Source organism: Thermomicrobium sp. CFH 73360 (genome assembly GCF_023806465.1).
Classification (GTDB): Bacteria; Chloroflexota; Chloroflexia; order Thermomicrobiales; family Thermomicrobiaceae; genus Thermomicrobium.
In genome coordinates, this window is sequence record NZ_JAMSLS010000001.1 from 588,672 (window position 1) to 613,885 (window position 25,214).

Below are 25,214 nucleotides of genomic sequence, written 5' to 3' on the forward strand. Positions count from 1 at the left end.
GAGTCATGCGCCATGAAGTGCTACGGCCTCACACTCTGTCTCCGCGACGACCCAGACGCGATCGCCGCCTACATTCAGTATCACCAGGCAGTCTGGCCGCAGGTCTGCGCTCGCATCCGGGAGGTGGGAATCCATACCATGCGCATCTTTCTCCGCGGCCGACGTCTCTTCATGTATATCGAGACAGACGATACCTTCGACTTGGCACGCGATTTCCCTCGTGTCAACGAGGATCCTGTCTCTGCTGAATGGAACCGCTTGATGGCAACACTCCAGGAACGGGCCCCGGAAGCGAACCCGGATGAATGGTGGGCACCAATGGCGCTGGTGTTCGACCTCGACTGGCCACAGCATCGCTCCGGCCCGGCTACAGGGCAGGAGGTCTCCTGATGAGTACAGCACTACCCCGCCGTATCCTCGGACGCACCGGGCTCGAGGTGAGCATCGTCTGTGCCGGATGTGCACCACTGGGCAATATGCCGGAGACCTTCGGCTACTCCGTCCCCGAAAAGCAGGCACTGGCCACCCTGCGTGCGATCTTCCACAGCCCGATTACCTTTCTGGACACCGCTGCAGCGTATGGTGACGGGGAGAGCGAGCGCCGGATCGGCCTTGTCCTCCGCGAGCTCGGTGGACTTCCACCTGGCTACGTCCTCGCCACCAAGGCCGACCGGGATCTTGCGACGGGCCGTTTTGACGCGTGGCAAGTCCGCCGCTCAGTCGAGCGCAGTCTGAAGCTGCTCGGCCTTCAAAAGCTGCAGCTCGTCTACTTTCACGATCCAGAACACGCTGGTCTCAGCGTCTCAGACGCGTTGGCACCAGAGGGGCCAGTTCGGATGCTGCTCGCTTTGCGCGATGCCGGCCTCATCGAGCACATTGGCGTTGCTGCCGGGCCGATCGATATGCTCCTGGCCTATATCGAGACCGGCCTCTTTGAGGTGGTGATTACCCACAATCGATATACCTTATTGAACCGTACCGCAGAACCGCTGATCCAGCGAGCAAACGAGCTCGGCGTGGCAGTGGTGAATGCAGCCCCCTACGGAAGCGGTCTCCTAGCCAAAGGACCGTCCGCCTATCCACGCTACGCCTATCGACAGGCGCATCCAGAGGAACTCGAGCGTGCACGACAATTGGAAGAGATCTGCACACGTCACGGCGTGCCGCTCGCTGCCGTAGCCCTGCAGTTCTCCTTGCGCGACCCGCGGATCGCCGCCACTATCGTCGGCATGAGCCGGCCAGAGCGGGTCGAAGACACGCTGCGACTCGCGACTTGGCCCATCCCGGACATCGTCTGGGAAGAACTCGCGGCCGTCCCGCTACTTCCCTACGATCCCCAGACTGGACAGCTGGTCAGCACAACCGGAAAGTGAGGCGGGCAAAATGCCGATTGGTACAACTCCAGTTATCGATACGCACATTCACTTCTGGGACATCGAACGATCTGACCTCTACTGGATGACCCCCGAACTTGAAGAACAACTCCGTCCACTCCGGCGAAGTTTTGGCCCCGAAGACCTCGATCCCCAACGCCAAGCAGCTGGTGTTGACCAGATCATCATCGTTCAGGCTGCACGTTCGGCGTGGGATCACGCGTGGTGGTTCTCACTTGCAGAGCGGCATCCCTGGATTGTCGCCGTTGTCGGTTGGGTTGACCTGGAAGCGCCCGATGTCGGTGAGCAGCTCAACCGCTATCAGCAGCATCCGTCCTTCCGCGGCGTCCGAGCAACCGCCGAGAACGTGCCTGATCCTGACTGGCTCGCCTCATCTTCTGTCCAGCGCGGCATCGCTGCTGTCGCCGAGCGGGGTTTGACACTCGATCTCCTGGTTCGCGTCCAGCACCTGCCACATGTCCCACGCCTCGCCGAGCGCTTTCCGACCCTGACCGTGGTCGTCGATCACCTCGCCAAGCCACCGATCGCGAGTGGTGACCTTGCGCAGTGGCGTGAGCAGATAGCCGCCCTGACCCCGTATCCGAACGTGTGGTGCAAGCTCTCTGGGCTTCTCACGGAGGCCGGACCCAACCCAACGGCCGAGGCAATCCGACCGGTCGTCGAGTTCGCGCTCGAGTATTTCGGCCCCCGCCGACTTCTCTGGGGCAGCGACTGGCCGGTCGCAACATTAGCCGCCGACTATTTGACAACCTTCCGTACCTACCAGATACTCACGGCCGCACTGAGCGAGGCGGAACGGGCAGCAGTCTTTGGCGGGAACGCCCGGCGAGTTTACCGCCTCGCGGACTAAAGCATCAGGACAGAAGCTCACAGCACGGGCCGACGGAGGATGATCGAAGAGCCGTGGATCGGATCCCGCAGCAACATCGCGCGGCTGCACCAGAGTGAGGACAGCAAGAACATCGTCAGTCTCGGGCAGGAGCCTACCGGCGACCGCAACGACTCGGACCAGCTGCCAGATGCGATCGCTTCTGCTCTCGCTTGACTCCCCGTGCAACGGAACGGTTCACCAGGATGCCGGTCGACCAAGGAACCCACTCGCGTCGTGCAGTCGCTCTCTCAGGGGGCTAAGCACCAACCGCGTGCAGTCCCTGGTGCGTACGACGCATCGCCTCGAGACGACCGAACTCTTTAGACAGCCCAGGGTCACTGTGCCCGCAGACGCGTCCCAAAAGGCTCACGCATTTCTGGACCAGACAAAATCGACCCTCGGTCCTCTCGCCCCTTGCGGAGAACGCTATTCTGTCGCATGCTAGAAGCGTCGCGACCGGAATCACGGGGAGGGAGCACCGATGCAGTTCGACGAGTTTATCGGCAAAGTGCAACATCGAGCACGCCTGGCCTCCCGGGGTGAAGCCGAACGGGTGACACGCGCGGTCCTCGAGACCCTGGCCGAACGACTTGCTGGCGGTGAAGCCAAGGACCTGGCAGCCCAACTCCCGATGATCGTCAAGGACTACATCCTCGAATACCCGCATGCTGGCGAGGGCCGGCACATGTCGTTGAAGGAGTTCTATGAGCGCGTCGCCGAGCGCTTGCACGCGCCGATGCCAGAAGCCGCCTTCTGGGCCCGCGCCGTCATGAGCGTGGTCCAGGAAGCGGTGAGCACTGGCGAAATGGACGACGTCAAACATCAACTCGGCCCCGAGTACGCACCACTGTTCGAATGGGAAGGGCCGCGCTGAGGTCACTCATCGTTGGATGAACAGTCGGCTCTCGCTGCAAGGAGGGGTGGAGTCTCTGAGGCCTGGCGTGGGTGGTTTTCTGCTCCTGAGCTTCCACGAAGGGGGTCCATAATCTCCTGCCACCTCACCCGACGCCTGCCAAGACCACTCCAGCCTGGCACGTCTCGCAAGACGTGGCGTAGGACGAGACAACTGTGCGCTGGCGCGCTACAATCCGGCGCGGAAGAAATGGAAGGGGCTGGATATGGGCTTCATCGGGATGCAGCCGGAGCCATTGACGCCGCGTGGACGCGCGATCGTGCTCACTGCGGTGGTCCTTGCGCTGCTCTTCGTCGTGGTGTGGGGTGCAGGAATCGCCCTCATGCTTCACAACCCCGGCCAAGGCTCTATCTGTCTGAGTGGTCGCTGTTGGTAGGCGCAATTACTGCCAGGAGGAGCGCTCGCCACGGCGCTTCTGCATAAGGACGCCGTGGCGATTTCGCCCGTAGTAGTGACGTACCTCGGCGACCGGCACGTATCCGAAGCGGCGATAGAGCGCCTGGGCTGGTGTGTTCTTGTCTTCCACCATCAGGGTGTAGAGCTCCGCATCGCACTCACGCTCGAGCGCAGCGAGCAGAACCGATCCTACACCTCGCCGCCGCCAGTCAGGCCGTACGCAGAGGTTGAGGACCCGGGCATGCTGGTTCCGCTGATCACCGACGATGCATCCGACAAGCTCATCGCCCACGCGTGCCACCAACACGTGCACACCTGGCCAGAGCCAGAGCGCAAGCAACGCGAAGAGACTGTAGGCTTGACGCGCCTCAAAGCATGTGCGCTGGAGACGTGCCAACGGCCAGAGGTCACGCAATGTCGCCGGCTGTATCCAGAGTTCGCGGCCGCCAATGCGTTCGATCGTCACTAAGCGGACCGTATGCCCGGCCACCGTTCCTCCCTCCGCAGGGCATGATGATACCCTGACGGCAAGATACTCACGCACCGGACCGCGCTTCACTCGGCGTCTGGTTCACCAACGACTCGACGTCGGCCAGCCGTTCTGTCAAGAGTGCTGACCCATGACGCTCTACGAGGCGTTCAAGCGCGGCAACACAGGCGGCGTCGCGACATGTTCCTGCTTCATCCCGGAGTGCTGCCAGAGCCTCAGGAACGGACAGCGCGGGACGGTATGGGCAAGCTGACGTCAGCGCAGCGAAAATATGCGCCCCAGCCAAAAGACGGGCACCGAGCGGCATACCGTCACACCGTAGCCCATCGGGGTCGAGCCGTTCGTGGTGCCACCGGATTGCTGGCAGCATCGGCGCAAAGGAACGGACCTGCCGCGCGATCTCCCAACTCTGGATTGGGTGGTCCTGGACTAGCGCGAATTCGTCCGGCGTCAGCGGTCCGGGCTTCTGCAGAACTCTGGGGGAATTCCATTTTCCCCAGGTCGTGGAGAATTGCAGCCTGATAGAGGATCCGCTCACGCTCCGGAGGAAGTCCAAGTTCGCGGGCAATCAGCGCTGCCAGACGCGCAACACGCACACTATGCCCTTTCGTGTAGACATCCTTCGCTTCTCCTACCGCCGCCAGTGCCGCGATGACCTCCGTGTACCCACGTTCCAAATGCTCGAGTGCGTCGCGCAGGAGCAGCCCCTCTACGACCCCACGCCACGTGCCGTGCAAGGCATACTCCCGCACTAAACTAATCAAGGCCACCGCATACGCGAGTAGCAAAAGCACGTGATATTCCCACCAACTCACATGCCAGACTGGCGCGAGCAGCAACGACACCTGCGCTTGCAGGAGGAAGACACCCGCAACTAGCAGACCACGGACGAGCGGGCTCGACCAGCGCCGTTCGACACGCCAGTAATGAACCGCAGTGATGAGCAGCAAGGCAATACTCGCCACTCCAAAACTGACGGTAGTCCATCCTGTGCTCAGCGCTCTCACTGCCTGCCCCACCGCCTGAAGGAGTGGCGCCCTCTCCAGCGGACCCATTACGCGGAGTGTGACCAGATCCATAACAGCGACAAAACCGGTGAGAAGGAGCAGGAGACTCGTTACCAGCAGGATGCGGCCGCGCAGGCGAAGGAGTGTCCGATGAATCGCGACACGCTCCTCCAGCGTGCTCGCAGCCAAGAACCACGCACCCGCGAACAGCCCTATCCTTGCGGTAGCACCTACCCAACCGTTGGGATCTGGAGCAATGATGCCTGGCGTCGCAAGTCCGTGCACAAAGAAGAGTCCTGACAGCGTAAGGAATGCGAGGGCGAGCGCGAGCACTCGAAGATCAGCGATGTGGGCAGCGCCAATCAGAACAAGTACAGCGAGCAAACAGGAAAGCGCCGCGAGCGTGGAGACTATTTAGGAAATGCGCCTTTGGAACGACCACCGGCTCATCGGGCAGCACACCGGAGAGCAGCACAGCCAAAACGGCAAGCGGCAGCAGCGATCCGACAGTCCACCCTCTGCTCGAAACGCCTTCGCTTCGCCTGGCCACGCGCCGGCTCCTGGTCGCGTCTACTGTTTCCCATTTCCGCTTTGAAGGGGATCAAAGTCTTTCGAGAAGACCGCGATATCAAAGGTGTTCTTTCCACGTCGCTTGGCTGCATAGAGCGCTTGGTCAGCCGCCAAGAGCAGGGTTCCGCTATCCGGATAGGGTGCTGCCGTTGCCAGTGCAGCGCCGATCGAGAGACTCACGTGGACGAAGGTGTCTTGGAGGTCAAACGGGCGATCCAACGCACGCAGCAACCGTTCTGCAATCCCTTGCACTTCCTCAGGGTTCGTGACTCCCTCCAAAAGCACCGTGAATTCGTCTCCGGCAAAACGGGCTACCGTGTCGCCGGCCCGGAGATGCGAGCTGAGACGCTGCGCGACCTCCTGCAGCATAAGGTCTCCCGCTGCGTGCCCCCATGTATCGTTGACTCGCTTGAAGTCGTCCAGATCGATGAAGAGGACGGCGAGCCCACTGCCATCGCGCTGCGCTCGGGCCAAAGCGTGTTCCACGCGGTCAAGGAACAGGAGACGATTGGCCAGACCGGTGAGCGGGTCGTGGAAAGCTCGGTGTCGCAGATCCTCCGATTCGCGCCAGCGCTCGAGCGCGAGCGCCGCAAGTTGCGTCGCCAACTCTACGAGTTGCTCTTCCTCCGGCCGCGGAGCTCGTGGCTCGGAGGCATAGAGTGCGATCGTCCCCAATATCCCACCGGTCGTATCGCGGATCGGCGTTGACCACGCTGCACGGAAACCACATCGCCTGGCAATCTCCCGGTACTCTGCCCACCGTACATCGCTTTCGATGTCCTCCACGACAACTGATCGATTGAGGAAAGCTGCCGTTCCGCAGCTCCCCACATTCGGCCCAATCCGGAGGCCGTCGATGGCTGCCACATATTCGGATGGCAGATTCGGCGCTGCACCGTGATACAGTCGGTCATCCTTCCCCACAAGGAGCACCGAACAGCGAATGCCTGACGCCCGCGCTTCAACGAACCGGCACAACGAATCGAGCACTTCGCTCAGTGGAGCCGCCTCCGCGATGAGACGAAGTAAGGCAGTCTGGGCGGCGAGCAACTCTTCGCTCTGCTTACGCTCAGTCACGTCCAAGAGCAACCCGTGCCAGAAGAGCGGGTTCCCATGAGCATCGCGGAGCAGCACCGCACGATTCTCCAGCCAGACCCACCGGCCGTCCTTCCGCTGGAAACGGTACGTGACCTGGAACGGCTCGCCCGTTTCATCGGTTCGGACTGCCTCGGCGTAGATCCGAGGCTGGTCGTCCGGGTGCATACGACTGAACCAAAGGCCAGGAGTTGCGGTGAACTCCTCGCGGCTGAACCCCGTTACCTCTTCGATACGCTGGCTCAGATACGTCACCGGATAGTGCAGTGTTCCATCCGGGAGCAACACCGGTGTCGCCGAGGTAACGATCACGGCAGCGGGTATCTGCTCGACTAACGTTCGGTAGCGTTCCTCCGCGGCGCGGAGCTCCTCTTCGATCCGTTTGCGTTCGGTCACGTCGAGCATCACACCCTGCCAGTAGAGCGGCTTTCCCTCCGCATCGCGGATCAGGCGAGCCGTGCTCTCCAGCCAACGCACTTCACCATCACGCCGAACGATACGGAACTCGCTGTGGAAGCGGCCAGTCACCCAAGCCTCACGAGTCTCCCGGCGCACGCGTGGGTAGTCATCAGGATGAATAGCCTGAACCCAGAGCGAGCGGTCTCGCTGATGCTCCTCTGGTGAATAGCCCGTAAGCTGCTCAATTTGCGGACTGACATAGAGGAGTGGACGATCGATCCGGCCATCTGGGTAGCGCATTGGCGTCGCGCCTTCGACATACACCACGGCTGGCAACTGCTCGACGAGCGTGCGGTACCGCTCCTCGGCTTCGCGCAGCGCCTGTTCGGCCTGCTTCTCGGGCGTAATATCAATGATCAGCGCATGCCAGGAGTGGACCGTGCCACTCGCGTCTCGGATTGGCCAAGTCTCATTGCGATGCCAGACGATGCGCCCGTCCTTACGAACGAATCGGTACTCGACTCGGATTGGTTCGCCCGTACGCTCCAGGCGCCCCAACGCTTCCAGCACTCTCGCCCGGTCGTCAGGATAGATCGATCGAATGAGGACACCGTGCTGTTGCCATTCCTCTGGGGTATACCCCGTGAGATCCAGGATCCGCGGGCTTACATACCGGGTCTGAAAACTCGGCAGCCCATCCGTCAGCCACTCCGCCCGCGGCTCCACAATGACCAGTGCTGCCGGCAGCTGCTCCACCAGCGTGCGGAAACGCTCCTCCGCTTCACGGAGTGCGTGTTCGGCACGCTTGCGCTCGGTGATATCCATCAGGACTGCTTGCCGGGCCTCGATCGCACCGTCTGGCCCACGGATCACCCGTACCTCGTGCCAGAGCCAGACTGTTCGGCCGTCCTTCCGCAGGAATCGGTACTCCAGGCGGAGTGGTTCTCCGGTCTCTTCATGTCTCCAGAATGCCTGTAACACCCACTCCCGATCCTCTGGGTGCAAACTGCGCGCCCAGATCCCTGGAACTTTCCAGTCTTCCGGTGTGTATCCAGTGACTTCCTCAATCTGCGGGCTGACATACGAGGTCTCGTACCCAGGCATCCCGTCCGGCAGACGCAGCGCATAGGGCACTACGCGGATGACCGCAGCCGGCAGCTGCTCTACCAGCGTGCGGTACTGCGCCTCAGCCTCGCGTAAGGCCTGCTCCGCTCGCTTGCGCGCAGTGATATCGGTCAGCAGTACCTGACGGTAGAGTGGGCGTCCTTCGGCGTCATGAATCACCTTCGTCCGATGCCAGATCCAGATGAGCGAGCCGTCTTTCCGGTAGAGGCGGTACTCGATGTCGAGCGGTTGAGCGGCCTGCTCTGAGGCGTGCATCACCGTAAAGACCCAATCGCGGTCGTCTGGATGAAGCTGACGCGTCCAGGTTCCCGGTACCAGCCATTCGTCCGGCGTGAACCCAGTTAGCTGCTCAATGCCTGGACTCACATAGTGGAACGTGTAGTGCCGCGTCCCATCCGGATGGATTTCGGAGAAGGCGGAACGGATCAACACCGCGCCAGGAAGCTGCTCGACCAGCGCCCGATACCGTGCCTCGGCTTCCCGAAGGGCGAGTTCCGACTCCTTACGTCGCGTGACATCCATCAGCAGGACCTGCCGCTGGTATGGCCTCCCGTCAGGTGACCGAATAACTCGTGTGATGTGCCAGATCCAGATGATCTGTCCATCCTTCCGGATATACCGGTACTCGAGGTCAAGCGGGCTCCCGGTCCGCTCTGACTCTCGCATCGCCGCGAGCACGAACTCGCGATCCTCTGGGTGAAGCTGCCTTGACCAGCGTCCAGGTTGTCCCCATTCCTCGACCGTGAAGCCGGTCAACCACTCGATGTTCGGGCTCACGTAATGGATGTCGTAGGCCAGCGCACCATCGGGTAGAACACGCGAGGTCGGAGCGCGCAGGATCACCGCTCCCGGTAGTTGCTCGACGAGTGTCCGGTAGCGCTCCTCAGCCTCGCGCAGGGCGAGTTCGGTTTGCTTGCGCTCTGTGATATCGGTCAGCAAAACCTGACGGTAGAGTGGCGAGCCATCAGAGGCACGGATAACGTGGGAAATGCTCCAGATCCAGATGACGCGCCCGTCCTTCCTCCGGAAGCGGTACTCGATGGAAATCGGGGCACCAGTGCGATCTGCTTCGGTCATCGCACTGACCACACGCTCCTGGTCGTCCGGATGGAGTCGCTCAAGCCACAACCCGGTGTGCCACTCCGAGGATGTGAAGCCGGTCAAGCGCTCGATGGCCGGGCTCACGTACGGATACGGCTCCGTCGTGACCAACATTGAGGTTTCGGGGAAGAGCGGCCGGATGAGCACCGCGCCCGGCGACTGCTCCACCAGCGTGCGATAGCGTTCCTCGGCTAGTTGGAGTCGTTCGAGCAGTGCCCGCTGCTCAGTGATGTCCAGCGTGATGAGATAGAGATATCGCGGTCGACCATGCGCGTCGCGGACGAGCGCACCGTCCTGACGTAGCCAGACCATGCGCCCGTCCTTCCTCCGGAAACGATACTCGAGCGGCTGCGTCGGCCCCCTCGTGTACCAGGTGCGTGCCTCCGCGAGCACCCACTCCCGGTCGTCTGGGTGAATCCCCCGCATCCAGACACCGAGCTCGTTCCACTCCTCTGGCGTGTACCCTGTGAAGTCGACAATTCGCGGACTGCAGTAGAGCGTCCGCCAGCCCAGCGTGCCGTCTGGCAATGGCACTGGCTCCGGTTCGACGATCGTCACCGCTGCCGGGTGATGCTCGGCCAAGAGGCGGAAACGCTCCTCGGCCTCCCGGCCCGCTTCCTCTGCCAGCTTCTCGCTGGTCACATCGAGCAGGAGCGAGTGCCAAAAGCGCGGTTCACCGTGCTCGTCAACGATAAGCGTCGCCTCGTGTCGAATCCAGACCGTACGTCCGTCGGCTCGGACAAGCCGGTACTCCACCGTCTGGCTGCCTAGCTCGCGCAGACAACGCTCCAGACGAGCGAGGACACGCGGCCGGTCATCCGGATGGATGAGTCGCATCCAGAGCCCTGGCTCGGCCCATGCCCCAGGTGGATACCCGCTGAGCTGCTCGATCTGCGGGCTGACATACACCAACTCGAAGCTTGGTACCCCATCAGAGAGCCAGCTCGGTTGCGCCGCAACGACGAGCAAGGCCCCCGGCAGTTGCTCGACGAGTGTCCGGTAACGCTCCTCAGCCTCGCGCAGGGCCTCCTCCACCCGCTTCTGCGCGGTGACATCCACGATCACCCCTTGCCACGCGAGCGGGCGCCCTGTCACATCACGTAACAGCAGAGCATACTCACGCACCCAGACCACCGACCCGTCAGCTCGGACCAGCCGATAGTCGAGTGCGAACGGCTCCCCGGTCGCATCGGTCCGCAGCGACTCGTCGCGTACCCGCTCGCAGTCCTCCGGATGGATGAGCGAGACGTAGAGGTCGGGGCGAGCGAGAAACTCACTCACCGGATATCCGGTGAGTTGCTCGATGTACTCGTTGACATACTGCCAGCGGTAAGAGGGCATCCCGGAGGGCGCGAGTTCCGGCTCCGGATCGGTGGCGTAGATGACCGCGGGCATCGTCTGGAACAGCAAGGTCAGACGCTGCTCTGCCTCCTCGCGAGCGCGTTCTGCCTCCATCCGTTCCGTGATGTCTTGAACGACCCCGTGGAGGTAGCGTTTGCCCTGCCGCTCTCGGCTGAGACGTGCAGTATCTTCCACCCAGATTAACTGCCCGTCACGCCGAATCATGCGGTAACGCAACGAGTACGGGCGCTCGTCCCGGATTGCCTGCTCGACTTCCTGTACGACCCAGTCACGATCCGCCGGATGGAGATGCTCGAACCACCGGCCGCGAACGCGGAGCCAGTCATCCGGGGTATAGCCGAGCAACAGCTCGATCTGCGGACTGATGTAACTCGGCTCACTCCGGTCATCAATCGGCACACGGTACACGACCACTGGCAGGAGTTCCACAAGTTCTCGATACCGTTGCTCAGCAGCTGCGGCCCGTCGCTCGCTCGCCCGTCGCGCCGAGATGTCACGCAGCCGCACGACGTGAGCCAGAAGATGGCTGTCCTCCCGAACCGGCAGATAGTCGAGCTCGATCACTGCACCATCGCGGCGCTCCAGCTCAAGCTGCCGGAGCGGTTGCCCTGTGGCGAATGCTTGGCGCAGGCGATCAATGAACTCCATATCGGCGAATCGCTGCCGGAAGAGCATGACAACGTCGGCAAACGAGCATTCCGACGAGGCCCCAGACTCCCAACCGCCGAGCAGTTGCCGCGCAATCGCATTCGCGTAGCGGAGCATGAGATCTGGGTCAAAGATCAGGATACCGATCTCCACATGCTCAACTAGGAACGGACCGAGCCAGCGTTCTAATGCACTCGGATCGTCCAGTGGTGGGCGAGAGCGGTCAGCGAGCGGTCGGAGCAGCCAGCTCGCAGTGGCCAATTCCCCTGGCACGCTTGCGACTTCACACCGTTGGATTCGGTCGGAGAGGGTGAGCGTCAGCTCGGCCCACCCCGGCTCGCCACGCCGAGCTGCGGCCAGCAGCGCCTCAACCTGCGCACGTTCGTGCAGGGGCACCAGCTCAACCACCGCGCGCCCGAGGAGTGCAGCGTCCGGGGGCGTTGCAGCAGTAATCCGCCCCAGCGCATCGAGGCGCAGGAGAATCGTCATCGTCGTTGAGACCGCGGCCTGCACGATGCGATCGCCTCACAGTGTCCGACCGGGCCACCAGTATACCCGGATGAGTCCGACCCCATCCAAAGACATTGTCGACGAGGACATCGCTCTCCTGGTGACCGATTCGTCCCAAATTTCTGACGCCAGTAAAGGGGATGACTGAAGTGGGTGTGAATGTTCTCGGAACGCAACAAAGGTCTGCCATCGTCCTTCCGGTTGCGCGCACCCGGCCAGCGCGGCATGAGTCAAGGCTGGTCGGCTGCGGCGCCGGCTCGGGTACAATCGCTGAGTGTGCCGGAGGCAGGAATGGTGCGAGAGCCACAGGCCATTGATCTGAAAACGCAACCGCATGACTCGGTGCTCCACCGGCTTCCTGCCGCTTTGCACGACATCAACGATCGGCTGGCACGGGTTTTCGCCGCCGCCGGCCACGAGCTCTACCTCGTCGGCGGGGTGGTACGCGATCTCCTGCTTGGCCGACCGGTGACAGACCTGGACTACACCACCTCAGCACCCCCGGAGGAGACGAAGCGACTGGGGCAGGAAGCCGGGGCCGACAGCATCTATACTGTCGGCGAAGCGTTCGGCACTATCGGCCTGGTGTTCGCCGGAATCACGGTCGAGATCACGACGTACCGCACCGAGTGGTACCCAACGCCGGACCGGCGCCCAGCCGTCCGCTTTGGCAACAGCCTCAGCGAGGACTTGGCACGACGCGATTTCACAGTCAATGCGATCGCCGTCCACGCGGTGACTGGGGAGTTGGTCGATCCCTTTGGTGGGTCTCATGATCTGGAACACCGACTCCTGCGTGCCGTCGGTGATTCACGGGAACGCTTCCACGAAGACCCCCTCCGGATGCTGCGAGCGGCACGATTCGCCGCGCAACTCGGCTTCGAGGTAGAGCCGGAAACGCGAGCAGCGATCCGGGAACTCGCGGCCGAACTCCAGCGTGTCAGCGTTGAGCGGATCACGCAAGAGCTCAACCGCCTGCTCCTCGCGCCGGAGCCTGACCGTGGCCTCGAGCTCTTGCGGCAGACTGGGCTCCTCTCCTTCGTCCTTCCGGAACTCGTTCCCCTGGCTGAGGACGTGGCCGACCGGCGTCACAAGGACATCTGGCGCCATACCTTACAGGTCGTCCGACAGAGCCCACCGCGTCTCGCCGTGCGCTGGGCTGCCCTCTTGCATGACGCTGCCAAGCCGATGACGCGGACGATCGACGAGCGTGGCGAAGTCCACTTCTTCGGCCACGAGATCGAGGGCGCACATCTGGCACGCAAGACGTTGCGGCGCCTCCGGCAAGAGAAGACGCTCATTGAGCGCGTGGCACGGCTGGTCGAGCTGCATCTTCGTCCGGCTGCCTACGATGAGACGTGGACCGACTCGGCAGTCCGTCGCCTCATGGTCGAGGCTGGTGATCTCCTGAACGACCTTCTTGATCTGGTTGCGGCCGACGTGACCAGCGCACGTGCTACCCGGCGCCGCGAAGCGGCCGCACGGATCGCGCGCCTCCGGGCGCACATCCGACGCCTCGAGGAAGAAGCGGCACTGGCGCAAATCAAAAGTCCTCTGGATGGTCATGAACTCATGGCGATCTTCGGGTTGCCGCCAGGACGCTGGATCGCCGAGGTGAAAAGCTACCTTCGTGAACTCGTCATCGAAGGACAGCTCGCCCCGGGTGACAAGGAGACTGCTCGCCTGCTCGCCGAGCGCTGGCTTGCTCAGCATCCTGAGATCATCGCACAGGCAGCTCAGCGATCTCGCGGGGCTGTTGATTGACCGTGTCGCGGGACTCCTCGTCGAGCCACCGGAAGGAACCAGCAACGCTCGCCAGCTGCTGCGCGGTTGTCCTCGTCTCCTCCGTTACCCTCCCGAGGCGGTCGGTCTCTGCGTGGAGCTGCGCTACGAGGGCTGCCAACGCCTCGGCCGCATGACTCGTCTCCCGGCTGGTCGCTGCGACTTCGCGCACCTGCTGCGTGACCGTGTTCAAGGTGGCTGCCACCTGCTCGGTCGCTGCTGTATGTCCCTCTACGACCCGTGCGACCCGCTCGATCTCCCCGACCAGTTCCTCTTTCGCTCGTGCCATCGAGACCGTCGCCGCACCAATCGTACCCATCCGCTCACCGATGTCACGGGCACTCGTGGTCAAGCGTTGGAGAGCGGCCTCTGCTTCACCAGCGAGCGTCATACCGTCCTCCACTTCGCGAATACCAGTCGCAGTGACCGCCACCAGATCGTCCAGTGTGCGCAGAATTTCCTCGACGAGTCCACGGATTTCCTGAGTGGTCGTACTTGAACGCTCAGCCAGTTTACGAACCTCCTCGGCGACAACGGCAAAACCCTTCCCGGCTTCGCCGGCTCGTGCTGCCTCAATCGCCGCGTTCAAGGCAAGGAGATTCGTCTGGCGTGCCAGTTCATCGACTGCCTCAACCATCAGGGTAATCCGCCGCGAAAGACCTACCATCTCGTCGATCTGCGCACCGACCTGGCGAATCCCCTCTCCAGACCTGCGCAAGGATGCGATGGCACGCCGCACAGTTTCGCTACCGGTACTCGCCTCCTCCACATTCCGTTGGCTGGCAGCGACCCCCTCCTGTGCTCCGGTTGCCACAGCGTGAATCGCCTCCGCGAGCGCCTGAGCGAGTTCGGTCAGCCGCCGCAGCGCCTGCTGTTGCTCCGCAGCACCACGGGCAATCTCCGCAACCGCGCGCTGCACTTCATCGACTGCTCGCTCGACGAGGCCGAGGAATTCGCTCTGCTGCGTCGCGCCCTGCGCCACGAGCTGAACCGATCGCGCTGCTTCAGCTGATGCATGAGCAAGAACTTGACTCGCCGCACCAAGTCGGTCGCTGGTCGTTTTTGCAACACTCGTGGCACGTTGGAGCCCGAGAACCGCTGCTCGCACAGCCGTCTTGAGTTCTCGGTAACGGTCCGAGAGATCGTCCTCTGGCCGCTCCGGCTCCACAGAGCGCAGGTCGAAGCCGACGCTATCGAGATACTCGAAGAAGAAGGCATCGACGACGGCCTGCATGTCGAGGTTGAAGACTTTGACCAGCGCGCGTTCGACGCGCCACCAGCGCCACGGCTGGAGCGGGAAGCTCCGCCGGAGTTCGGTACGGATGAGGTCGAGGTACCGCCCGTAACTCCCAAGATACCACTTCATTGGGAGGTCGATGACGTTGTGGCGGGCACCGATCCGCAGCCGCCGCTGAAAGTACGGGAGGTCGTAGCCGCTTCCGGCAGCACGGAAGATCTCGAGAAAGTACTCTGCCTGTGTTCGCTCCAGTCGGCGCCGCACCTCGGTAAGCGACATCCCGTGCGCCTGAGCGTATCGCTCGAAAAAGCGCCTGGTCGGCTCAAAACTGAACTGGAAGTCATAGAAACGCTGGGCGATCCGGTTTGCCACGCGCTCCGCCCAGGGGGCAAGGCGCGCCAGCTCCCGCTGTTCCTGCGCGGTTAATCCAAGGAACGCGAGCCGTTGCGCCAAACCCGAAGTGGTGAGACGGATTTGCGTGGCGAGGTCACGGGTCATTGCGCGTGATGGGTTGTGCATCGTGATAATCCTCCCTTCTGAGGCCCGATCGACCGGAACCAGCCATATTTGCTACTATCAAGTCATGATTCTTGAGAAACACGCCCGTTATCCGTTCGCTTCGGACTAGGCGTTCATGCGTGAATAACGGAAGAACACGTCGTTCCCGCAAGTCTTCCCTCCTAGGAAAGAAGTGGGATCTCAGCAGTACGTTCGTTCATTAGACTGAACAGCGAGGGAGACGGTGCAGGATCGAAATTTGCTCACCGGCGCGATCGACGAATGGCTCGCCGGTCGTCCTGCGGCAACGCGTCGCGCCTATATCCATGACGTGCAAGAGTTCCTCTCAGCAGTCGGCGGGAGCTTCGCCCAGCTGGACGAGGTGGCGATCCGGCGTTGGTTGGCGACATTCGAGCGTCGTCATCTAGCACCAGCGACGATGCGACGCAAGCTTGCCGCTGTCCGTTCTTTTCTCCGCTTTCTCCACGAACGGGGAGTCACGACGCACGATCTCAGTCACACTATTCCCACACTCGTACGACCAGCCGGAGCACCCCCACCAGTGGTACGGACAACAGAACGAGGCCGCCATCTGGCCGCTGCACTGCGGGTGGCTGAGCCGCGCCTGAAACTCCTTTTGTGGCTCGTCGGCTGTGGTTGCCCCCTACCCGCTATCGCGCACCTCCGCTGGAAAGACCTTCAGCAACGTGACGGGGAAGGAATTGCGCTCTGCCTTGACGATCATGACCGGCCAATGCGTTGTGTGATCCCCGGGATCATCTGGCGCTCTCTCGAGCCGCTCAAAGCCGCCGCTCCTCCTGACGCACCGGTCTTCACCCGACCGGACAGAACACCTGCCACCCCGCAAGACCTCGCTGACACGATCGGCTGGGTGCTCGAGGAGGATAGCGCAGCCGATCTGCCACCCCCCAACACTCGTGATTCTGACCGTCTTCTGACACTTAGCGAGGTGGCCCAGCGGCTCGGCCTGCCAGAGACAACTGTGCGGTACTATCGAGACCGCTTCGCACCCTATCTCCCCGTGGTTGGTGAAGGACGGTCGCGTCGTTACCCGCCGCAAGCGGTCGAGCGACTACGCTGGATCGTCGAGCAACTCCGTGCCGGGTTTGCAATACAAGAGATCGAGGCACAGCTCCGCAGTCGAGCTGGAGAAGTCACTCCCGCTACTGAAAAAGATGCCCAGCTTGCGGAAACTGTTGATCGGCTAAGCCAGCGCATCAGTGAACTGACGCAGAGCCTCCTCCGTGTTGCCCGGGCACTTGAGGAACAGAGACGCCATTTGATGACCAGCGACCCAGAGGAACAGCCACCAGCCTGACCAGCCCAGTGCGGCAGATCTTCCGACACCCGCATCGATAACCTACAGTGCGACTCTCCGCTCCAATCAGTGTCGCCGGCCGCCTCACGCACTGCCTCGCGCTCTCATGCCGGTCCTCTATTGAGGGCTGACGTCCATTCCATGCATCGCTTCATCGGCCAGAATTCGTCAGGCTGCTGTGAATCCTCACCATTCGTCAACGATTGCCCGGGCCGCCCAGATCGTGTTCGGAAAGCGCAGGCGAAGGATGTTCCAGACGCGATCAAGCTCTGGGCGAGACCGTGTTGCCAAATACACAGCCACTCCCCACCAGTACGCAGCCTCTGGGGACCAGGGGCTGGGCGGTTCACGTTCGGCGATCCGGCGGAACAGCGCGCTCGCCTTCTGGAAGCAGACCCAAGAGAGTGCGACGTGTCCCTCCCTGAGATCGAGAAGCTCCAGGAAAAGATCGGGAGGCAAGAAGTCTGGACTCCGGTACCGAGCCTCACCACGTCGATCGAGAAAAAGGATAGTTGGTGTCCAAATGACCTCGAGTGGACGCAGCCATTGGCGCGGATCCTGAAAGAGATCCAGCGAAAGCGGCACGAAGCGCTCTTCGACCGCCGCCACGACGCGTGGGTCGCTGAAAGTCGCGGCTTCCAGCCGCGCACACCCTCGTCAGTCAACCTTCCACACGTAGGCGAGCACCAGCTTGCGTTCTCGCTGCGCGGTCTCGAGTGCTTGGGGAAGGCTGCGTCGCCAAGCGATCATCGGTGGACCTCCCAGACTGAAAATCGACAATCGGCCGTATGCGCCCTCACCGTGATTGCCGGCAAGTGAGCGCCAGGTATCATCACGGAGCGGATTCGCAGGCCTCGACGCCCACCGAGAGAAGTGGCCGTCCACGAGCGCACCACGATAAGACTTCGGATGCCAAGAACACCACTGTTCTGACTCCGGCCCCGCGGGAGCAACGGAAAATCTGCGCGATCATCGCGCAACGGGCGCTCGAGCATTATGCTTTTGGACGCAAGAGCGCAGCGAGTTCCTCCGGTGGCAGAGGACGGCCGAGCCAGAAGCCCTGGCCGTAATCGCAGCCGAGTTCCCGTAGAAGTTCCTCCTGCTGCGCGTTCTCGATCCCCTCGGCCGTCACGCTCAGTCCCAGGGCGCGCGCCAGGTCGAGCACCGAACGGACAACCGCTTGGCTCGCCGGATCGCACTCGATGTCACGGATGAGTTCGCGGTCGAGTTTCAGTCCGCGCACTGGCAAGCGCTTCAGATAGCCGAGCGAAGAGTAGCCCGCCCCGAAGTCGTCGATCAAGACCGCTACACCCAGCGCGCGGAGGCGCTCCAAACGCTCCCGGGAGACCGCAGGATCGAGTATCGCCGATTCAGTCAGCTCGAGCGTGAGCTGGTGCGGCTCGATCCCTGTGACGTGCAGGATATCCTCCACGAGCTGCGGGATGTCCAGGTGGACGAAATCGGTCGGACTGAGGTTGACGCTGACCGCAAGGTGCGGCATAGCACCGGACCGTAACCAGCGCCGCAACTGCCGACAAGCCTGGAGAAGGACCCACTGCGTCAATTGGGTGATGAGTCCGGTCACCTCGGCGAGCGGAACGAACACCGCCGGGGAGACGGGACCACGGGTCGGGTGATGCCAACGCACCAACGTTTCCACACTGGACACCTGCTGGCTGCGGAGATCGAGCACCGGTTGGTAATGGAGTCGGAGATCCCCTTGTTCCAATGCCCGTCGCAGGTCACGCTCCAGGAGCTGCCGTTCAACGCTCGCCTGGTACAGCGCAGGGTCGTAGACTGCGAGCGACTCTCGTCCCGACCGTTTTCCGACTTGGAAGGCGATCTCAGCCCGCCGCAACACGGTTGCCGCGTCGTCTCCGTCTTGCACGATCGCGAGCCCACCGCGCATGCGGAGGTAGACCTCGTCGCTACCGACCACATACCAGCCACTGAGATCGCGCAGGAGCTCCTCCGCGACGGTCACTACCGCCCCAGGATCCGACGCACCGAGCAGCACCGCAAAGCGGTCAGCCTCCAAGCGTGCGGCAAGCAAGGCGTCGCTGACGCGACGCAGGCGCCCAGCAACGGCTCGGAGCGCCGCGTCACCTGCCTCCCAGCTGATCGCATCGTTTAGGAGCGAGAACCGCTCGAGATCGCAGCAGAGCACGCCGAGCACCCAGTGAGGAGATCGTGAGAGCAACGCTTCCAGTTCCTCCAAGAATCCGAAGCGGTTGGCGAGTCCGGTCAGCTGGTCGCGCGTCGCTCGTTCGCGCAGGAGCTGTTCGGCCCTTCGCCGCTCGCTGACGTCGCGGACGGACAGGACAATCCCAGCGATGTGCGGCTCGGCGCGGAGATCGAGACCGGAAAGCTCGACGACACGGCCCGTACTGTTCGCTACTGTCGCCTCGATCCGATGGGGATAGTCAGGAGCAAGCTCGTTCAGCACCCATCGCGCGATCCGTTCACGCTCGGTCACGAGTTCCCACAAGGGATGACCGATGATGGTCACCGGGTCCTGACCCAGAGTGGAACGAGCCGCAGGCGACGCGAAGCGGACCACCCCCTGTTCGTCGAGTACAAGGAGCGCATCAGGCGAGGCGAGTACCGTGGCACGCAGCCAGGCATGGTGCTGGGCCTCGGCCCGTTCAGCACGACGCTGCTGGAGCGCAACCGTCATGAGCTGTCCAACGAGCGCCACGAGGTCGATTTCCTCCTCGCTCCACTGACGCTCATGCCGGTGCATGGCAGCCACCAGGCATCCGAGCAATCGGCCGGAGGAGAAGAGCGGTACTGCGAGCAGCGAGCGGATACCGAGCTGCTCGAGAAGGAAGCGCTCGTTGTTGGCTTCCTCCGAAAGGTCAGCAAGCGCGGGCAACACAAGTGCCTGCCCGCGCTCAAGCTGTCTCCGCACCCACTGTAGACAGACGAGTGTCGAGGTATCAGGAAAGTCAACGCGAACATCGAGACCGGGCGCGCGCCAGTGCACCAAACAGGTCACTGTTTCATCTTCACAGGTGAAAAGCCCGAGACGATCGACTGCTAGGAACTGTCCGATCTCGGACAATGCCGCCGTGATGGCCGCTTCCATCCGGTCATGGGACGCAGCGACCAACTGGCTTGCGACCCCGAGGAGCGTATTATGGAAGGCAAGCTCACGCTGCAGACGTGCTTCCATCCGCTTCTGCGCTGTCACATCGGTCAGCAGACCATGCCAGATCCACGGTTGCCCGAGCGGGTCGCAGACGAGGACAGCCTCATCACGTAGCCAGATCGTGCGCCCATCGCCGGTACGGAACCGATACTCGACCTGGAAGGCTTCTCCCGAACGATCGGTGCGCTCCTCCTCGTGCAATGCCCAAGCACGATCCTCCTCGAGGACATAGCGCTCGTACCACGTGACACGATCCACCTGGAGCGCCGACGCCGGCCAGCCGAGCAAGCGCTCAGCCACCGGACTAACATAGATTTTCCGGTGGGGAGGAGCCGCTTCTTCGGCATAGACGACGGCTGGCAGTTGTTCGACCAGCGCCTGATACTGTCGCGCCAGTGTGTCGAATTCCGGTGAGCGACGAACAAGTTCACTCAGATCGTGCAACGTCGACCAAAGAAAGATCCGGTCCCCAATCCGAACCGGACCAGTGATGACCTCGACCGAACGGACACGGCCGTCGGCAAAGCGGTGCTGGAAGACGTACCGCGATCGGGGACGCTGCCTTGCCTCGGCGAGCCGAGCACGGATTTCAGCTGGTGGAAGGGTATTGATACGATCGATGGTGAACGAACGAAGGAGTTCGCGCGACCAACCATAGAAACGCGCCGCAGCCTCGTTTGCATCGACGATCTGGCCGTCCGATGGATCGATCAACAGCTGCGGTTCTGGTCCATGCCAGAGCGTGCGGAGGAACTCCGGTGCCTCTCCAACTGGCGAGTGGAATGGAGCGCGTGGAGGAGATGGTCGACCAGGCGACACCCGTGGCTCTGTTCGCTGCTCCTGAGACTCGCGCCCGTCCACCCTGATCCTCCACGTTCCGGTGAGGACACGCTCAGTCTTCTCTATTCGGCAGATTGCGCGACACGCTGAAGGGGGTAGTCGCCGTGTCGCTCCAGATCCTGGCCCGTCCGCCGGGAGTTGAGCCCAAGGGTAGAAGCGGCGAACGATCCCAGGCCAGGGGTCGCGAGCGAGAAGGCAGTCGTTTGCAACAACAGAGGCTCGGGAGGACGCAACCCCGGTGAAGGGCAGTGACACAGTTTGTATCTGTGCGTGGCGCAGTCACCCGAGCCTCTGAGTTTCATCTCACAGCTGGCCTCTAGATCACCAGTACGTTGAAGAAGCTTCCCAGCAGCTCGAAGCGAGCGCGCGGCGATTTCTCCCGATATGCCCTGGATACATCCCATCGTCGGCAGTATGCATCAGAGCAAACAGGTGTCGGCAGCAGAATGGGTGGAGCGGATCATTGACCTCACCACCCATAAGTCAGCGCTCTGCAATTGGGTTGGCACGAGCCGAGTTCACGGCTGCGACGGGCAGTTGTGCACGGAGCGGCACGAAGCAGACCTTCCACATCACCGCGGGGGCTTGACTCGGGCAGTCGTCTCTGCTATCCTAAAAGTGCACGGCCCTGAGGGGTGAGTGCGCAGCCGGCGCAACGGTCGGCGGAAGCTGACCGGCCCTGGCTCTCACCGAGCCGCCATTGGCGGTCGCGGCGTCCGGTGATGAACCGGCTCCGCGGGCCAATGAGAGTTGTGAGGGCGGCGTCGGCTGCGAGGCTGCCAGTCAGGGCCGTGTTCTTTCCCTGATTACCTCAATTGTGCAAATTGCACAAAACCGCCGCACAAGACGTAGCAGACTGCCGAGGCGTTCCCGATCCTCCGGCGTCTACCCTGGTGTCAGGCCGGCAGGGACGACTGACGGCGAGAGGCCAACACGCGGGGGATCGCCATGTACGGCACGTGCAGAACACCGGGAGAGGTCCTCGATCTCATCCGACAACGCAATATTCAGATTGTTGACCTCCGGTTCACCGACCTTCCAGGCACCTGGCAGCACGCCTCGTTACCGGCCAGTCAACTCGGCCTCGCCGACTTCGAACGTGGGATTGGATTCGATGGATCGAGTATCCGTGGTTTCCAAGCCATCGAAGAAAGCGACATGCTCCTCGTCCCCGATCCAACGACCGCCTTCGTCGACCCCTTCGCCACGATCCCGACATTAGCCATCATCTGCAATGTCATTGACCCGGAGACGCGGCAGCCCTATTCGCGTGATCCGCGCTACATCGCGCAGAAGGCCGAAGCGTTCCTTCGCACCACCGGAATCGCTGACCAGAGCTTCTGGGGACCGGAGATCGAATTCTTCCTCTTCGATCACGTCAGCTACGATGTCCTGCCGTACCGGATGGGCTTTAGTATCGACTCCCGCGAAGGTTATTGGAACAGCGGCCGAAACGACGGAAAGCCTAACCTCGGCTACACCATCCGCCCCAAGGAGGGATATTTCCCTGCACCGCCGCACGATACCTTCCAGGACATCCGCAGCGAAGCTGCGCTTATCCTGGAGCAGATCGGTATTCCGGTCGAAATGCACCATCACGAGGTCGCGACGGCCGGGCAGGGTGAGATCGACATGCGTCGCGATACGCTGACCGCGATGGCCGATAAGGTCATGATCTACAAGTATGTCGTCAAGAACGTGGCGCGCAAGCACGGTTGTACAGCCACCTTTATGCCGAAGCCGCTCTTTGGCGATAACGGCAACGGCATGCACACGCACCAGAGCCTGTGGCGGGACGGCATGAACCTCTTCTACGCACCCTGCCACTACGCTGAGTTGTCCGAGACGGCACTCCACTACATTGCCGGGCTCTTGACGCACGTCGACGCACTGCTCGCCTTCACGAGTCCAACAACGAACTCCTACAAGCGGCTCGTGCCGCACTACGAAGCACCAGTCAACATTGCCTTCTCTAAGCGCAACCGTAGCGCCTGTGTCCGCATTCCGATGTACACCACCGGGCCGGAAAATGCGGCAACCAAGCGGATCGAGTTCCGACCGCCCGATCCGAGCTGCAATCCGTATCTGGCCTTTGCCGCCATGCTCATGGCCGGAATCGACGGCATCATGCAGCGCCTCGACGCCAGCCCATTTGGCCCGCTGGATGTGAATACCTACCACCTTCCACCGGAGGAGGCAGCTCGGATTCGAAGCGTCCCTGGTTCGCTCAGCGCGGTGCTCGAGGCACTGGAGCGTGATCATTCCTGGCTCCTCGAAGGCGACGTCTTTACGCGCGACGTGCTTGAGACCTGGGTCGCCTACAAGCGGGAAAAGGAGCTCCAGGAAGTCAATATCCGGCCACATCCCTATGAGTTCTACCTGTACTTCGATGTATGACGGACGTGTTCGCACATTGGTGGGTGGGGATGGGAGGTGGTGTGATGGGACCATGACGCGTTAAGGAGTTAAGGAGTACACTCATGGGCGGCCAGGATGGCCACGGCGTAGCCGCGAGGATCAACCGGTGGCAACGGCGCCGTTGGTGGATCGGCAGTGACGGTCGATTCCAAGAAGGAGGTTTTGCTTTGGTTGTCGATACGAGTGTCGTCGGTCGTCGCGCACCAGCTCCGACCCCAGAAGAGGTGCTGAAGCGTGCCGAAGAACTCAAAATCGAGTTCGTCAGCCTCCAATTCACCGACATTATGGGGATCGTGAAGAACGTCCAAATCCCCGTCGATGTCTTCCCTCATGTTATCGAGCAGGGACAGTGGTTCGACGGCTCCTCGATCGAGGGGTTTGCCCGCATCGCCGAGAGCGATATGTTTCTGATGCCGGACCTCTCTACCTTCGCCCCGATTCCTTGGGATCCGCAGACCGCACGTGTGATCTGCTGGGTGTACAACCCCAACGGGGAACTCTTCCCGGGTGATCCGCGTGTGGTCCTTCTGCGTCAGCTCGAGCGGGCAGCAAAGCTCGGCTTCGTCTATAACACCGGGCCAGAACTCGAGTTCTTCCTGTTCCGCAAGGAGAACGGCAAGATCATGCCGCTCCCCCATGACCAAGGGAGCTACTTCGACTTGACCACTGACCTTGCTGCCGAGGTACGCAAGGACATGATCCGAGCTCTGCAGGCCTTCGGCATCAAGGTCGAGGCTGGGCACCACGAGGTCGCGATCGGCCAGCACGAGATCGACTTTGAGTATTCCGATGCTCTTACGACGGCCGATAACGCGATCACCTTCAAGTACACGCTGAAGGCGATCGCGCAACACCATGACCTGCACGCGACCTTTATGCCTAAGCCGATCGCCGGCATCAATGGGAGCGGCATGCACACGCACCAGAGTTTGGCATCGATTGAGACTGGTGAGAACCTGTTTGTCGATGTCGACGACCCGTACGGGCTCTCTGATCTCGCCAAACACTTCATCGCTGGCCAGCTGTACCACGCCCGCGGGATGTGCGCGGTTCTGGCACCACTCGTCAATAGCTACAAGCGGCTCGTGCCCGGCTACGAGGCACCGGTCTACATCAGCTGGGCACGGCAGAACCGCTCGGCCCTGATCCGCGTGCCAGCCGTGCGACATGGTCGCCTCCAGGCAACACGCATCGAGCTCCGTTGTCCGGACCCCTCCGCCAACCCCTACCTGGCCTACGCGGTCATGCTCGCTGCCGGACTGGATGGGATTGAGCGGAAGCTGTCGCTTCCCGAGCCGGTGGAAGAGAATGTCTACCACTTCACGGACGAAGACCTCAAGCGGCGCAACATCCAGACGCTCCCGGCGACGCTCGGTGAAGCAATGGCAGAACTGGAGAAGGACGAGGTGATCCGCGAGGCGCTTGGTGAGCACGTCTTCGAGCGGTTGCTCGAAGCACAGAAGCGCGACTGGGACACCTTCCGGCAGTATGTGACCCAGTGGGAGCTCGATCGGTACCTCGAGATCTACTGACGGAGCACCCGCGAGGTTCGTGCACGGCCCGCTCTGATCCGTCGGAGCGGGCCGTTTTGCTCACGTCACCCGTCGTTCGGTCCAGTCCAGCCCAGACGTGGCAGTCGGCATCGCACCGGAGAGCCATCCGCTCGCATCCCCCGCTGGCCAATCCACGGTCGCTCCGGTCAAGGTCAGTACCCCGTGCGATCAGAACCGTTTGCGGTTGGAGAGGACCCACCCCAGCCTGCCTCATCGCAGACCGGCGAGATTGGCTACCCCGGCTCAAGCTCGTCCACCCACACCGGTTTGAATCGTCCGGTTCTGAATTTCGACGAATGTCCGCACGATGACTGTGCCACATTCGTTGGTTCGATACAACAGTGCGAAGCTGGAGCTTGACATCTCACACAGTCACCCAAGACCCTGAACAAGAGCACGGAACCAGCCACAGCACAGCACGGCGTGGCTTTCAGTGTTGGCACACGGTTTGACAGACAGCGAGCTCGACCGCAGCACGAATTGAGCGTTGCTGAGCGACGAGTCGAGGTGTTCGC

The 25,214-nt window shown here is 62.1% G+C and carries 17 protein-coding genes; 10 read left to right on the forward strand and 7 right to left on the reverse strand.

Annotated elements, in window-relative coordinates; translation table 11 throughout:
* The first annotated feature begins 12 nt into the window (after window positions 1–12).
* The 6 genes from NET03_RS02655 (at window position 13) to NET03_RS02680 (ending at window position 3,554) form a co-directional block, all read left to right on the forward strand.
* Window positions 13–390 (forward strand): L-rhamnose mutarotase, encoded by a 378-nt coding sequence (locus NET03_RS02655; protein ID WP_252127338.1) that lies wholly within the window; start codon window positions 13–15, stop codon window positions 388–390.
* Window positions 390–1,373, forward strand: coding sequence for an aldo/keto reductase (locus tag NET03_RS02660; protein ID WP_252127339.1), 984 nt, complete (start codon window positions 390–392; stop codon window positions 1,371–1,373). The genes NET03_RS02655 and NET03_RS02660 overlap by 1 nt, the downstream gene beginning before the upstream one ends.
* A gap of 10 nt (window positions 1,374–1,383) precedes the next feature.
* Complete coding sequence (locus tag NET03_RS02665; RefSeq protein WP_252127340.1) at window positions 1,384–2,244, forward strand: amidohydrolase family protein; 861 nt, start codon at window positions 1,384–1,386, stop codon at window positions 2,242–2,244.
* A 39-nt stretch (window positions 2,245–2,283) separates the two neighbouring features.
* Window positions 2,284–2,439, forward strand: a complete 156-nt coding sequence (locus NET03_RS02670; protein WP_252127341.1) for a hypothetical protein — start codon at window positions 2,284–2,286, stop codon at window positions 2,437–2,439.
* A gap of 307 nt (window positions 2,440–2,746) precedes the next feature.
* Complete coding sequence (locus NET03_RS02675; RefSeq protein ID WP_252127342.1) at window positions 2,747–3,139, forward strand: DUF2267 domain-containing protein; 393 nt, start codon at window positions 2,747–2,749, stop codon at window positions 3,137–3,139.
* A gap of 244 nt (window positions 3,140–3,383) precedes the next feature.
* Complete coding sequence (locus NET03_RS02680; RefSeq protein WP_252127343.1) at window positions 3,384–3,554, forward strand: hypothetical protein; 171 nt, start codon at window positions 3,384–3,386, stop codon at window positions 3,552–3,554.
* Between the two features lie 6 nt (window positions 3,555–3,560).
* Here the strand turns inward: NET03_RS02680 and NET03_RS02685 are convergent, their stop codons facing one another.
* The 4 genes from NET03_RS02685 to NET03_RS02700 form a co-directional block, all read right to left on the reverse strand.
* Entirely contained in the window at window positions 3,561–4,064 is a 504-nt protein-coding gene (locus tag NET03_RS02685) for a GNAT family N-acetyltransferase (protein WP_252127344.1), read from the reverse strand.
* Between the two features lie 46 nt (window positions 4,065–4,110).
* Window positions 4,111–4,479: an HD-GYP domain-containing protein gene (locus NET03_RS02690; RefSeq protein ID WP_353655770.1), complete on the reverse strand. Its 369-nt coding sequence runs from the start codon at window positions 4,477–4,479 to the stop codon at window positions 4,111–4,113.
* Window positions 4,376–5,455, reverse strand: a complete 1,080-nt coding sequence (locus NET03_RS02695) for an HD-GYP domain-containing protein (RefSeq protein WP_252127346.1) — start codon at window positions 5,453–5,455, stop codon at window positions 4,376–4,378. The genes NET03_RS02690 and NET03_RS02695 overlap by 104 nt, the downstream gene beginning before the upstream one ends.
* A 186-nt stretch (window positions 5,456–5,641) precedes the next feature.
* Complete coding sequence (locus NET03_RS02700) at window positions 5,642–11,884, reverse strand: PAS domain-containing protein (protein WP_252127347.1); 6,243 nt, start codon at window positions 11,882–11,884, stop codon at window positions 5,642–5,644.
* 288 nt (window positions 11,885–12,172) lie between these two features.
* Between NET03_RS02700 and NET03_RS02705 the strand changes: the two genes are divergently transcribed.
* Window positions 12,173–13,645: a CCA tRNA nucleotidyltransferase gene (locus NET03_RS02705; protein ID WP_252127348.1), complete on the forward strand. Its 1,473-nt coding sequence runs from the start codon at window positions 12,173–12,175 to the stop codon at window positions 13,643–13,645.
* On the opposite strand, the gene NET03_RS02710 is transcribed toward NET03_RS02705, so the two are convergent.
* Window positions 13,602–15,419 carry a globin-coupled sensor protein gene (locus NET03_RS02710; protein ID WP_252127349.1) on the reverse strand — a complete coding sequence of 606 codons (1,818 nt, stop codon included), beginning with the start codon at window positions 15,417–15,419 and terminating at the stop codon, window positions 13,602–13,604. The genes NET03_RS02705 and NET03_RS02710 overlap by 44 nt on opposite strands.
* Before the next feature lie 223 nt (window positions 15,420–15,642).
* On the opposite strand from NET03_RS02710, the gene NET03_RS02715 reads away from it, so the two are divergent.
* Window positions 15,643–16,737 carry a MerR family transcriptional regulator gene (locus NET03_RS02715; RefSeq protein ID WP_252127350.1) on the forward strand — a complete coding sequence of 365 codons (1,095 nt, stop codon included), beginning with the start codon at window positions 15,643–15,645 and terminating at the stop codon, window positions 16,735–16,737.
* A gap of 186 nt (window positions 16,738–16,923) precedes the next feature.
* Here the strand turns inward: NET03_RS02715 and NET03_RS02720 are convergent, their stop codons facing one another.
* Complete coding sequence (locus NET03_RS02720; RefSeq protein ID WP_503007981.1) at window positions 16,924–17,379, reverse strand: thioredoxin family protein; 456 nt, start codon at window positions 17,377–17,379, stop codon at window positions 16,924–16,926.
* A 352-nt stretch (window positions 17,380–17,731) separates the two neighbouring features.
* On the reverse strand, window positions 17,732–20,749 hold the full coding sequence (locus NET03_RS02725; protein WP_252127352.1) for a sensor domain-containing protein: 3,018 nt from the start codon (window positions 20,747–20,749) through the stop codon (window positions 17,732–17,734).
* 927 nt (window positions 20,750–21,676) lie between these two features.
* On the opposite strand from NET03_RS02725, the gene glnA reads away from it, so the two are divergent.
* Window positions 21,677–23,125, forward strand: a complete 1,449-nt coding sequence (gene glnA, locus NET03_RS02730; RefSeq protein ID WP_252127353.1) for a type I glutamate--ammonia ligase — start codon at window positions 21,677–21,679, stop codon at window positions 23,123–23,125.
* A gap of 83 nt (window positions 23,126–23,208) precedes the next feature.
* Window positions 23,209–24,678 carry a glutamine synthetase family protein gene (locus tag NET03_RS02735; protein ID WP_252127354.1) on the forward strand — a complete coding sequence of 490 codons (1,470 nt, stop codon included), beginning with the start codon at window positions 23,209–23,211 and terminating at the stop codon, window positions 24,676–24,678.
* Window positions 24,679–25,214: the final 536 nt, after the last annotated feature.

Coding starts and splice junctions, on each gene's coding strand:
- NET03_RS02680 (WP_252127343.1), top strand. CDS start 3,384: ATGGGCTTCATCGGGATGCAGCCGGAGCCATTGACGCCGCGTGGACGC.
- glnA (WP_252127353.1), top strand. CDS start 21,677: ATGTACGGCACGTGCAGAACACCGGGAGAGGTCCTCGATCTCATCCGA.
- NET03_RS02675 (WP_252127342.1), top strand. CDS start 2,747: ATGCAGTTCGACGAGTTTATCGGCAAAGTGCAACATCGAGCACGCCTG.
- NET03_RS02705 (WP_252127348.1), top strand. CDS start 12,173: ATGGTGCGAGAGCCACAGGCCATTGATCTGAAAACGCAACCGCATGAC.
- NET03_RS02655 (WP_252127338.1), top strand. CDS start 13: ATGAAGTGCTACGGCCTCACACTCTGTCTCCGCGACGACCCAGACGCG.
- NET03_RS02735 (WP_252127354.1), top strand. CDS start 23,209: ATGGGCGGCCAGGATGGCCACGGCGTAGCCGCGAGGATCAACCGGTGG.
- NET03_RS02670 (WP_252127341.1), top strand. CDS start 2,284: ATGATCGAAGAGCCGTGGATCGGATCCCGCAGCAACATCGCGCGGCTG.
- NET03_RS02665 (WP_252127340.1), top strand. CDS start 1,384: ATGCCGATTGGTACAACTCCAGTTATCGATACGCACATTCACTTCTGG.
- NET03_RS02660 (WP_252127339.1), top strand. CDS start 390: ATGAGTACAGCACTACCCCGCCGTATCCTCGGACGCACCGGGCTCGAG.
- NET03_RS02710 (WP_252127349.1), bottom strand. CDS start 15,419: ATGCACAACCCATCACGCGCAATGACCCGTGACCTCGCCACGCAAATC.